At 43.0% G+C, this 12,880-nt stretch carries 9 protein-coding genes and 2 tRNA genes; all 11 read right to left on the reverse strand.

The features are described from left to right. Positions 1–170 precede the first annotated feature (170 nt). The gene (gene rpoC / locus NMU02_RS06050) at positions 171–4,439 is read right to left on the reverse strand and encodes a DNA-directed RNA polymerase subunit beta' (RefSeq protein WP_255026540.1); all 4,269 of its coding nucleotides are present in this window, start codon (positions 4,437–4,439) and stop codon (positions 171–173) included. 85 nt (positions 4,440–4,524) lie between these two features. Next, positions 4,525–8,337: a DNA-directed RNA polymerase subunit beta gene (gene rpoB, locus NMU02_RS06055; protein WP_255026542.1), complete on the reverse strand. Its 3,813-nt coding sequence runs from the start codon at positions 8,335–8,337 to the stop codon at positions 4,525–4,527. A 107-nt stretch (positions 8,338–8,444) separates the two neighbouring features. Continuing rightward, positions 8,445–8,816 carry a 50S ribosomal protein L7/L12 gene (gene rplL, locus NMU02_RS06060; protein ID WP_255026544.1) on the reverse strand — a complete coding sequence of 124 codons (372 nt, stop codon included), beginning with the start codon at positions 8,814–8,816 and terminating at the stop codon, positions 8,445–8,447. Positions 8,817–8,864: 48 nt separating this feature from the next. Beyond that, positions 8,865–9,383, reverse strand: a complete 519-nt coding sequence (gene rplJ / locus NMU02_RS06065; RefSeq protein ID WP_255026546.1) for a 50S ribosomal protein L10 — start codon at positions 9,381–9,383, stop codon at positions 8,865–8,867. Between the two features lie 11 nt (positions 9,384–9,394). Next, on the reverse strand, positions 9,395–10,093 hold the full coding sequence (gene rplA, locus NMU02_RS06070) for a 50S ribosomal protein L1 (RefSeq protein ID WP_255026549.1): 699 nt from the start codon (positions 10,091–10,093) through the stop codon (positions 9,395–9,397). Between the two features lie 15 nt (positions 10,094–10,108). Further along, positions 10,109–10,552, reverse strand: a complete 444-nt coding sequence (rplK, locus tag NMU02_RS06075) for a 50S ribosomal protein L11 (RefSeq protein ID WP_255026550.1) — start codon at positions 10,550–10,552, stop codon at positions 10,109–10,111. Positions 10,553–10,617: 65 nt separating this feature from the next. Next, positions 10,618–11,160: a transcription termination/antitermination protein NusG gene (gene nusG, locus NMU02_RS06080; RefSeq protein WP_255026559.1), complete on the reverse strand. Its 543-nt coding sequence runs from the start codon at positions 11,158–11,160 to the stop codon at positions 10,618–10,620. Between the two features lie 15 nt (positions 11,161–11,175). Next, positions 11,176–11,370, reverse strand: coding sequence for a preprotein translocase subunit SecE (gene secE / locus NMU02_RS06085; RefSeq protein WP_255026561.1), 195 nt, complete (start codon positions 11,368–11,370; stop codon positions 11,176–11,178). Between the two features lie 15 nt (positions 11,371–11,385). Beyond that, positions 11,386–11,458 (reverse strand) — tRNA-Trp (locus NMU02_RS06090). 57 nt (positions 11,459–11,515) lie between these two features. Beyond that, positions 11,516–12,703 carry an elongation factor Tu gene (gene tuf, locus NMU02_RS06095; RefSeq protein WP_255026563.1) on the reverse strand — a complete coding sequence of 396 codons (1,188 nt, stop codon included), beginning with the start codon at positions 12,701–12,703 and terminating at the stop codon, positions 11,516–11,518. Positions 12,704–12,747: 44 nt separating this feature from the next. Then, positions 12,748–12,819, reverse strand: a tRNA-Thr gene (locus tag NMU02_RS06100). Positions 12,820–12,880 lie beyond the last annotated feature (61 nt).

Here is a 12,880-nt window from a genome sequence, read left to right on the forward strand (position 1 = left end):
AGAGATAGACTATTTAAATATATTAAAAATATATATTATCTCTATATTAAAATATTAACCTTTAATTCTCTTTTCATTCTCGGCTCTCACTCGGATACCGGCATACACATAAATATACAAAAGCCGGTACTTTTGCAGTACCGGCTTTTATTATAGTGAATTATACGATTTTAAAAATCGGTGACATTTTTACGGTTAGCAAATACGCGGTCGAACTCTTCTTTCGAACCTACGACAAGTTTGTCAAATTCCCGTTGACCTGTTCCGGCCGGAATCAAATGTCCGCAAATTACGTTTTCTTTCATACCTTCGAGTTTATCGACTTTACCATTGATAGCAGCTTCGTTAAGTACTTTAGTTGTTTCCTGGAACGAAGCGGCCGACATGAAGCTCGAAGTTTGTAATGCAGCACGCGTAATACCTTGTAATACCTGATCGGAGGTAGCGGGTATAGCATCACGTACTTCTACAGGACGTAAATCGCGACGTTTCAGCATCGAATTTTCATCACGTAATTTACGCGGAGTAACGATCTGTCCCGGTTTCAATGTCTGAGAATCACCAGCATCAACCACAACTTTCTTACCCCAAATACGGTCATTCTCATCCATAAATTCATGTTTGTCGACAACCTGTTGTTCGAGGAAACGGGTATCACCCGGATCGATAATCGAAACTTTACGCATCATCTGCCGTACGATTACTTCGAAATGTTTATCGTTGATCTTCACCCCTTGCAGACGGTAAACATCCTGTACCTCATTAACGATATATTCCTGTACGGCAGTCGGTCCCTTAATAGCCAAAATATCGGAAGGAGTAACGGCTCCATCAGAAAGCGGCGTACCGGCTCTCACATAGTCATTTTCCTGAACCAATATCTGTTTCGACAAAGGAACCAAATATTTTTGTACCTGACCGGTCTTCGACGTAACCGAAATTTCCCGGTTACCGCGTTTTACTTTTCCGAACGTAACTTCACCGTCGATCTCCGATACTACGGCAGGATTAGATGGGTTACGAGCTTCGAACAACTCGGTAACACGAGGAAGACCACCGGTAATATCACCGGCTTTACCTACGGCACGAGGTATTTTCACGAAAACTTCTCCCGGATGCAGTTTACTACCTTGATCGATCATCAAGTGAGCTCCTACAGGAAGAGAGTATGTTTTAAGAATCTGCCCGTTTTCACCGACGATATTCGCAGAGGGAACCCGTGCACGATCTTTCGATTCGATAATAATTTTCTCACGGAGACCGGTCTGCTCGTCCGATTCAACTTTGTAAGTTACGCCTTCGATTACATTTTCGAATTCTACTTTACCACCGACTTCCGACACGATAACGGCATTGAAGGGGTCCCATTCACAGACTACATCTCCTTTTTTCAGAGAATCTCCGTTATTAAAGAACAATTTCGAGCCATAAGGAATATTGGTCGTCGTGAGCACGATTTTAGTATTCGGGTCGATTATTCTCATTTCGGCCAAACGACCTACTACGATCATTACTTTCTTACCGCTTTCGTCTACACTATCGACAGTACGGAGTTCGTCTATTTCGAGAATACCGTCGTATCTTGAAGTAACGTTCGATACAGCTGCGATATTCGAAGCGATACCACCGACGTGGAAAGTACGCAAAGTCAACTGTGTACCCGGCTCACCGATCGATTGAGCGGCGATAACACCCACTGCCTCGCCTTTTTGTACCATACGATTAGTAGAAAGGTTACGACCGTAACACTTAGCACATACTCCTTTCTTCGATTCGCAAGTAAGTACCGAACGTATTTCTACCCGTTCTATCGGCGATTCCTGTATTTTCTGAGCAATGTCTTCGGTGATTTCTTCTCCAGAATGTACCAGTATTTCTCCGGTAAGCGGATGTTGAACATCGTGAACCGAAACACGGCCTAATATTCTTTCATATAAAGAAGCTACGACTTCTTCATTATTCTTTATCTCGGTACAAACCAATCCGCGCAACGTTCCGCAATCTTCTTCGTGAATAATCACGTCATGCGCAACATCTACCAAACGACGAGTCAGATACCCTGCATCGGCAGTTTTAAGAGCAGTATCGGCAAGACCTTTACGGGCACCGTGAGTAGAAATAAAGTACTCTAACACCGATAAGCCTTCTTTAAAGTTGGCGAGAATCGGGTTTTCGATGATCTGTCCTCCTTCTGCTCCCGATTTCTGCGGTTTAGCCATAAGACCACGCATACCGGAAAGCTGGCGAATCTGTTCTTTAGAACCACGGGCTCCTGAATCGAGCATCATATATACCGAATTAAATCCCTGATTGTCGCTCGAGAGCTGTTTCATCAAGATATTCGATAATTTAGAGTTTACATGTGTCCAGGTATCGATAATCTGGTTATAACGTTCGTTATAAGTAATGAACCCCATATTATAGTTGTTGAGAATCTGCTCAACTTCGGCATATCCTTCGTTCACTAACTCTTCTTTTTCGGGCGGGATGATCACATCGGCCAAATTGAACGACAAACCACCTTTGAAGGCCATATAATATCCCAGATTCTTAATATCGTCGAGGAACTGAGCCGCACGGGTAACACCGCATACTTTAATTACTTTTCCGATAATATCGCGAAGCGATTTCTTAGAAAGAATCTCGTTAATATAACCTACCTCTTTCGGGACAAGCTGATTTACCAATACGCGACCTACCGATGTCTCACGCAAAAGCTGAATCGGATTACCCTCTTCATCAAGGTCATCGACCATAACTTTCACTTTGGAGTGAAGGGTTACTTTACCTTCATTATAAGCTATTTCGGCTTCTTCCGGACCATAAAATACCAGCCCTTCGCCTTTAGAACCCGGACGTAATTTGGTTATATAATATAACCCGAGTACCATATCCTGAGAAGGTACGGTAATAGGTGCTCCGTTAGCAGGATTCAATATATTATGCGCACCGAGCATGAGCATTTGCGCTTCGAGAATCGCTTCATTACCCAATGGTAAGTGAACAGCCATCTGGTCACCGTCAAAGTCGGCATTGAAAGCTGTACAAGCTAACGGATGCAACTGAATAGCTTTACCTTCGATCATTTTAGGCTGGAAAGCCTGGATACCGAGACGGTGCAACGTCGGAGCACGGTTAAGCAATACGGGGTGCCCTTTCATTACATGTTCGAGAATATCCCAGACAACCGGTTCTTTACGATCTACGATTTTCTTAGCCGATTTCACAGTCTTAACGATACCGCGTTCGATCAGTTTGCGAATTACAAAAGGTTTATATAATTCGGCAGCCATATCTTTCGGGAGACCGCACTCATGCATCTTCAATTCAGGACCAACGACAATTACCGAACGAGCTGAATAATCGACACGTTTACCGAGGAGGTTCTGACGGAAACGACCTTGTTTTCCTTTCAGACTATCGGAAAGCGATTTTAAAGGACGATTTGCGTCGGTTTTTACTGCGCTCGATTTACGAGAATTGTCGAGTAACGAATCTACAGCTTCCTGTAACATTCGTTTTTCATTACGTAAAATCACTTCGGGAGCTTTTATCTCCATCAACCGTTTCAACCGGTTATTACGTATAATGACACGACGATACAAATCATTCAGGTCGGAAGTTGCGAAACGGCCACCGTCGAGAGGTACCAAAGGACGTAATTCGGGAGGAATTACAGGAACCACTTTAAGAATCATCCATTCGGGCTTATTGCGTCCTTTAGAAGCACGGAACGACTCAACCACCTGCAAGCGTTTCAAAGCTTCGCTTTTACGCTGCTGCGATCCGTCGGTATTGGCACGGTGACGCAATTCATAAGAAAGTTCGTCCAAATCGAGACGGGCCAACAGATCATAAATAGCCTCTGCGCCCATCTTAGCTATGAATTTTTCGGGATCGTTATCATCGAGCATCTGATTTTCCTTAGGCAGAGAATCGAGTATATCGAGATATTCTTCCTCAGAAAGCAGATCGTAGGTATCGAGCGTATCGCGCTTGATACCCGGTTGTATCACTACATAACGTTCGTAGTACACAATCGCATCGAGTTTTTTGGTCGGTAAACCGAGCAAATAACCGATTTTATTGGGCAAAGAACGGAAATACCAGATATGAGCAACCGGCACCACAAGTTGTATGTGCCCCATACGTTCACGGCGCACTTTCTTTTCGGTAACCTCTACCCCACAACGATCGCAGACAATTCCTTTATAACGAATACGTTTGTATTTTCCGCAATGGCATTCATAGTCTTTTACAGGACCGAAAATACGCTCGCAGAACAAACCGTCGCGTTCGGGTTTGTAAGTACGATAATTAATGGTTTCAGGTTTAAGAACTTCACCGCTCGAACCTTCGAGAATCTCTTCGGGAGAGGCCAGACCGATTGAAATCTTCGAAAAGTTACTCTTTATCTTGTTATCTTTTCTAAAAGCCATATGTTTAATTTATAAAGAGTTATAAGAATCTAAGCGACTTTCTTTCCCATCATAGGAAAAGAAAGTTTCGCTTTTTCTATATTTATTATTCTAAATTGATGCTAAGACCAAGACCTCTCAACTCGTGTAATAACACGTTAAGAGACTCGGGAATACCGGGGGTAGGCATCGGTTCACCTTTTACAATCGCTTCATATGCTTTAGAACGACCTACCACATCGTCTGACTTAATCGTAAGAATTTCCTGAAGGACATGAGACGCACCGAATGCTTCGAGAGCCCAAACCTCCATTTCTCCGAAACGCTGACCTCCGAACTGAGCTTTACCACCTAATGGTTGCTGGGTAATCAGAGAGTATGGTCCGATAGAACGAGCATGCATCTTGTCTTCGACCATATGACCGAGTTTCAACATATAGATAACTCCTACAGTCGCAGGTTGATCGAAACGCTCTCCGGTACCACCATCATATAGGTATGATTTACCGTAACGGGGAACACCGGCTTTATCGGTCCATTCATTCAGGTCTTCGAGACTCGCTCCGTCAAAAATAGGAGTAGCAAACTTCATATCGAGTTTAGCTCCTGCCCAACCGAGAACGGTTTCAAATATCTGACCGAGGTTCATACGAGAAGGCACACCCAACGGATTAAGCACGATGTCAACCGGAGTACCGTCTTCGAGGAACGGCATATCTTCCTGACGCACGACACGCGAAACGATACCTTTATTTCCGTGACGTCCGGCCATCTTGTCCCCGACGCTGATCTTACGTTTCTTAGCAATATAAACTTTAGCTAATTGAACGATACCGGAAGGCAGCTCATCACCGATAGAAATATCGAATTTTTTACGGCGTAATTCGGCATCGATTTCTTTATATTTTTTCAGATAATTCATAATGGTCGCCCGAATCAAATCATTTTTAACCTGATCGGCAGTCCATTTACTTACCTGTATTGCTGTATAATCGATTTCGCTCAGCGCTTTCTGAGTAAATTTAGATCCCTTAGGAATAATTTCGGTTCCTAAATAGTCTTTTACTCCCTGAGAAGTCTTGCCATTGGTAAGTGCCAAAAGTTTCTCGATAAGCAATTCTTTGAGCTTCGCTTCTTTTTCCTCATATTCTTCGTCGAGTTTCGGAAGGATAGCTTTATCACTGAGTTTCGATTTTTTCTTCTTAACGGCACGAGAGAAAAGATTAGTCCCTATCACGACTCCTTTTAAAGAAGGGGTAGCTTTCAGAGAAGCATCTTTTACATCACCAGCCTTATCACCGAAGATAGCACGCAACAGTTTTTCTTCGGGTGAAGGATCGGATTCTCCTTTCGGCGTAATCTTACCGATCATAATATCACCCGGACTTACTTGCGCTCCGATACGAATAATACCTCTCTCATCGAGGTCTTTGGTAGCATCTTCGCTGACATTGGGAATATCGGAAGTAAGTTCTTCCATACCTCGCTTGGTTTCACGTACTTCGAGCGAATACTCATCAACATGTACCGAGGTAAGTATATCTTCCATTACTACCCGCTCGTTCAACACGATAGCATCCTCGTAATTATAACCTTTCCAAGGCATGAAAGCCACTTTCAGGTTCTTACCCAATGCCAATTCCCCGCTTTCGGTAGAATATCCTTCGGTAAGTATCTGGCCAGCCACTACCCGGTCTCCTTTACGGCAAATCGGACGTAGGTCGACAGTCGTACTCTGGTTTGTTTTCCTGAATTTAGGAATGTTATATTCTTTTACGGCATCTTCGAAACTTACAAATTCTTCATCTTCGGTACGGTCGTATCGGATACGGATGGTCGTAGCATCTACAAATTCGATTACCCCGTTGCCCTCTGCCGTAATTTGCGTACGGGAGTCGCGGATAAGCTGACCTTCGAGACCAGTACCTACTATAGGAGCCTCGGTACGAAGCAAAGGAACTGCCTGACGCATCATGTTAGACCCCATCAAGGCACGGTTAGCATCGTCATGTTCGAGGAAGGGAATCAAAGAGGCGGCGATAGAAGCGATCTGTGTGGGCGAAACGTCCATCAAGGAAACTTCATCGGGGGCTACGATAGGAAAGTCCGCATCGAGACGAGCTTTTATGCGATTACGCATAAAGTTACCATCATCGTCGAGAGGCGCATTACCTTGTGCGATTACTTTACCTTCTTCAATTTCAGCAGTAAGATAAACAATACCATCGTCAGACAAATCTACCTTTCCGTTATCAACTTTACGATACGGAGTTTCGATAAATCCGAGGTCGTTGATCTTCGCATATACACAAAGAGAAGAAATAAGACCGATATTAGGACCTTCAGGAGTTTCGATCGGGCACAGACGACCATAATGCGTATAGTGTACGTCACGCACCTCGAAACCGGCACGTTCTCGCGACAAACCACCAGGACCGAGGGCCGACATACGACGCTTATGCGTCATTTCTGCCAACGGATTGGTCTGGTCCATAAACTGCGATAACGCATTCGTTCCGAAGAAGGTATTGATTACTGAAGAAATCGTTTTGGCATTGATCAAATCGATCGGAGTAAACACCTCGTTATCGCGTACGTTCATACGTTCGCGAATCGTACGAGACATACGAGCCAAACCTACTCCAAATTGATTATACAACTGTTCGCCTACAGTACGTACGCGACGGTTGCTCAAGTGGTCGATATCATCAACATCGGTTTTCGAATTGATCAATTCGATCAGATATTTGATGATCTCGATAATATCTTCCTTAGTAAGTACTTTAATATCGGGCGGAGTCGAAAGATTTAACTTTTTGTTGATACGATAACGACCCACTTCTCCCAAATCATATCTCTTTTCAGAGAAGAACAGGTTCGTAATTACTTCCCTTGCACTCGCATCATCTGCGGGCTCGGCATTACGAAGCTGACGATATATATATAATACTGCTTCTTTCTCGGAGTTACTCGAGTCTTTTTGCAGTGTATTATAGATTATAGAATAATCGGAAAGATTACGTTCTTCCTTATGTAACAAAATCGTGGAGACTCCCGATTCGAGGATCTCTTCGATATGGGATTCTTCGAGGATTGTTTCCCGATCGATCACCACTTCGTTACGTTCGATAGAAACTACCTCACCGGTATCTTCATCGACGAAATCTTCCACCCATGTTTTCAAAACGCGTGCGGCTAACCGGCGACCGATGGCTTTTTTCAGGTTGGTTTTATTCACCTTTACCTCTTCAGCCAGACCGAATATTTCAAGAATATCCTTATCGCTTTCAAAACCGATAGCTCTCAACAGTGTCGTAACCGGTAACTTTTTCTTACGGTCGATGTAGGCATACATCACATTGTTGATGTCGGTAGCAAACTCGATCCAGGATCCTTTGAAAGGAATAATACGGGCCGAGTACAATTTAGTACCGTTGGCATGAGTACTCTGACCGAAGAATACGCCGGGCGAACGGTGCAATTGGGAAACGACAACGCGTTCGGCACCATTAATCACAAAAGTACCCTTCTCTGTCATGTAGGGAATGGGGCCCAGGTACACATCCTGTATCACGGTATCAAAATCTTCATGATCGGGATCTGTACAATACAACTTCAGTTTCGCCTTTAAAGGCACACTATAAGTTAAGCCTCTTTCGATACACTCATCGATAGTATATCTGGGTGGATCGATGTAATAATCTAAGAATTCGAGGACGAAATTATTACGGGTATCTGCTATAGGAAAGTTCTCAGCAAACACTTTATACAACCCCTCATTTTTTCTTTTTTCAGGAGGAGTGTCTAACTGCAGGAAGTCTTTAAATGACTTCAATTGAACTTCGAGAAAATCCGGATATTGTAGCGGACTCTTGATTGAAGCAAAATTTACCCGTGGTTTACCTATTGTTGAAGACATCTATCAAAAGGGATTAATTGAACTTAATTTAAATTATATACACAAAAAGGTTAAGAGGCCTCTTACGGGAGGACTCTTAACCAAAGTTCCTGTTAATCAGGAAAATGTTATTTAAGTTCAACTTCAGCGCCAGCTTCTTCGAGTTGTTTTTTCAGCGCTTCAGCGTCAGCTTTAGCCAGACCTTCTTTCAGGTTGCTGGGTGCACCGTCAACCATATCTTTAGCTTCTTTCAAGCCAAGACCAGTAAGTTCTTTCACTAATTTAACTACGGCCAGTTTGTTAGCACCAGCGGCTTTCAAAACAACATCGAAAGATGTTTTTTCTTCAGCGACTGCACCACCAGCAGCAGGAGCAGCAACAGCAACAGCTGCAGCAGCAGGTTCAATACCGTACTCGTCTTTGAGAATCTGAGCGAGTTCGTTTACTTCTTTTACGGTCAGGTTTACTAATTGTTCTGCAAAAGCTTTCAAATCTGCCATTTTTGTATGATTTAATTTGTTATTTTACTAATTTGATTTACTATAAAATTATCTTTCAGATAGAGTTTGTAATACTCCATGAAGTTTAGAACCTCCCGACTGCAAAGCCGATACAACGTTCTTAGCAGGCGATTGTAACAATGCGATAACGTCGGCAATAAGTTCGTTTTTGCTCTTAATAGCAACTAATGCATCCAGTTGATCGGCACCTACGTAGAAACTTTCCTCAACGTAAGCAGCTTTGAAATTAAGAAGGTCAGAAGTAGATTTTCTGAATTCTTTAATCAGTTTGGCAGGAGCATTACCTGTATTGGAGAACATGATTGCTGTCGAGCCTTTAAGACAATCATAAAGCGGAGAGTAATCGGTATCGAGACTTTCCATCGCTTTATGTAACAAGGCATTCTTAACGACAACCAGTTTTATTTCCTGTTTGAAACATGCTCGTCTGAGGGCGCTGGTTTTCTCAGCATCCAAAGCTGCGGCTTCGGTCAGGTAAAAATGACTATATTCGCCAAGAGTCGCTGCAATCTGTTCTATAACTGTGCTTTTATCTTCCTTTCTCATAATTCAATTTTTTAAATCTCGTCAACTGATTTAGGCTCGATCTTAATACCCGGGCTCATTGTACTTGAAAGATAAACACTCTTAATATATGTACCTTTAGCAGCAGTCGGTTTCAGTTTAATCAAAGCAGAAACAAACTCTTTTGCGTTATCGCGAATTTGATCGGCAGTGAAAGATACTTTACCTACAGAGGCATGTACAATACCGTTTTTATCAACTTTAAAGTCGATTTTACCTTGTTTTACTTCTTTTACAGCCTTAGCGACTTCATTGGTAACCGTACCGCTCTTAGGATTAGGCATTAAACCGCGCGGGCCTAATACACGACCTAAAGCTCCAATTTTACCCATGATAGCAGGCATCGTAATGATGACGTCGATATCGGTCCAACCACCTTTGATTTTTTCGATATATTCATCAAGGCCTACGTAGTCAGCTCCGGCAGCCTTAGCGGCTTCTTCCTGATCGGGAGTACAAAGTACCAATACCCGAGTCACTTTACCGGTACCGTGAGGAAGCGAAACAACGCCTCTCACCATCTGATTAGCTTTACGTGGGTCCACGCCTAAACGTACGTCTACATCCACCGAAGCATCGAATTTGGTATAAGTAATATCTTTTACCAACTGCGAAGCTTCTTTCAGTGAGTAGGCCTTCCCTGCTTCAATTTTGTCTAAAGCTAACTTTTGATTTTTTGTCAGTTTACCCATTTCAATTGAAGTTTATTAATTATTATCCGGGAATTCCCCACTAACGGTTATACCCATACTTCTAGCTGTACCAGCGACCATCGTCATCGCTGATTTCAATGTAAAACAGTTCAAATCGACCATTTTGTCTTCGGCAATCGCTTTTACCTGATCCCAAGTAATCGAAGCCACCTTTTTACGGTTAGGCTCTGCCGATCCGCTTTTCTGCTTAGTAGCTTCTAAAAGCTGAATAGCTACGGGAGGAGTCTTAACGATAAAATCAAAAGTTTTGTCGCTGTAATAAGTAATTACAACAGGCAATACTTTTCCGGCTTTGTCTTGAGTACGGGCATTGAATTGCTTGCAAAACTCCATAATATTAATCCCTTTCGAACCGAGAGCCGGTCCTACAGGGGGAGATGGGTTTGCTGCACCTCCTTTAATCTGTAATTTGATCTGTCCAGCAATTTCTTTAGCCATTTCTTTTTAATTTGATTTGTTATAAACCACGAAAGACAACCACACAGGCGCGTAACCTCCCGGTGTTACTCTTTCTCTACTTGCATAAAGCCCAACTCGAGCGGAGTTTTTCGCCCGAATATTTTGACCATCACTTTCAGTTTCTTCTTTTCGTTGTTCACCTCCTCGATGATACCGCTAAAACCGTTAAAAGGGCCATAATTGACCTTTACGGTTTCGCCCACGAAATAAGGAATGTTGATTTCTTCTCCCTGTTCCTCGAGTTCGTCTACCGCTCCCAACATCCGATTTACTTCAGAAGGTCTCAATGGGTCGGGACGTGTAGTACCGCCTAAAAAACCTATTACATTGGTCGTATTACGCAAACGATGAGGCACCTCTCCTACGAGAACTGCTTCAACGAAGACATAACCGGGATAAAGATTTCTTTCTTTTGTGATTTTCTTACCGTTTCTGACAGAATAAACCTTTTCGGTGGGGATTAAAACCTGGGTTACGTAATTACCAAGATCAGTATTCTTGATTTCTGCATCAAGATATTCCTTCACTTTGTTTTCTTTACCACTAATGGCACGCAATACATACCATTCTTTTTTTACCTCAGACATTTTATACCTCCCCCCTTAGAAAATTTTGCTATACAGGAAACGCATAATATGCTCAAAACATTGGTCCATCGCAAAAATAACGAGCGCTATAATCAGGGAAGCAAACATAACAACTACAGCACTATTACTCAGCTCGGACTTAGTAGGCCAAGATACCTTATAAACTAATTCGTTATAAGACTCTTTGATATTTGCAAGTATATTTTTCATCCTTTTCTGAATTTGCACGGGTCGAGAGACTCGAACTCCCGACACCTGGTTTTGGAGACCAGTGCTCTACCAACTGAGCTAGACCCGTAAATTATAGTCAGCCCCTTTTATTCAGGGGCTGACTGTAAACTATATCTGAAATAGATTAGTCGAGAATTTCGGTAATCTGACCAGAACCTACTGTACGTCCACCTTCACGGATAGCAAAACGCAAACCTACGTTAATAGCTACCGGATAGATAAGTTCTACAGTGATCGTTACGTGGTCACCCGGCATTACCATTTCAGTTCCTTCCGGAAGAGTAATTTCACCGGTTACGTCCAATGTACGGATATAGAACTGAGGACGGTATTTGTTATGGAACGGAGTATGGCGGCCACCTTCTTCTTTTTTCAGGATATAAACCTGAGCTTTGAATCTAGAATGAGGTGTGATCTGTCCCGGATGGCAAATTACCATACCGCGTTTGATTTCGTTTTTGTCGATACCACGAAGCAACAAACCAACGTTGTCACCAGCTTCACCCTGATCGAGAAGCTTACGGAACATTTCCACACCGGTAACAACCGATTTCTTACCTTCTGCACCTAAACCGATGATCTGTACTTCATCACCTACTTTGATCACACCAGTTTCGATACGACCTGTAGCAACTGTACCACGACCAGTGATCGAGAATACGTCTTCAACAGGCATCAAGAAAGGTTTATCAACATCACGCGGAGGCAGCGGAATCCACTCGTCAACAGCGTTCATCAATTCCATTACTTTATCTTCCCATTGAGCTTCACCGTTCAATGCACCGAGTGCAGAACCGCGAATAATAGGAGTATTATCGCCATCGTATTCATAAGAAGAGAGAAGTTCTCTCATTTCCATTTCTACGAGTTCGAGCATTTCTTCATCATCAACCATATCGCATTTGTTCATGAAAACGACGATACGGGGAACGTTAACCTGACGAGCTAACAAGATGTGCTCACGAGTTTGAGGCATAGGACCGTCGGTTGCAGCAACCACAATGATCGCACCGTCCATCTGAGCAGCACCAGTTACCATGTTCTTAACGTAGTCGGCGTGACCCGGACAGTCTACGTGAGCATAGTGACGTTTTTCAGTTTCGTATTCTACGTGTGAAGTATTAATGGTAATACCTCTTTCTTTTTCTTCAGGAGCATTGTCGATCTGATCGAAAGACTTTAATTCTGAAAGACCTTTCTTAGCCAATACAGTAGTAATAGCAGCAGTCAAGGTAGTTTTACCGTGGTCTACGTGCCCGATAGTACCGATATTTACGTGAGGCTTGGTCCGTTGAAATTGTTCTTTAGCCATAACTTTGTTATTTATTTTAATTAATGATTAGCGTTCAAATCTTGAGCCAATGACGGGACTTGAACCCGTGACCTCGTCCTTACCAAGGAAGCGCTCTACCACTGAGCTACATCGGCAAAATTAGAGCGGGAAACGGGACTCAAACCCGCGACCCTCAGCTTGGAAGGCTAATGCTCT

Source organism: Coprobacter tertius (genome assembly GCF_024330105.1).
GTDB classification, from domain to species: domain Bacteria; phylum Bacteroidota; class Bacteroidia; order Bacteroidales; family Coprobacteraceae; genus Coprobacter; species Coprobacter tertius.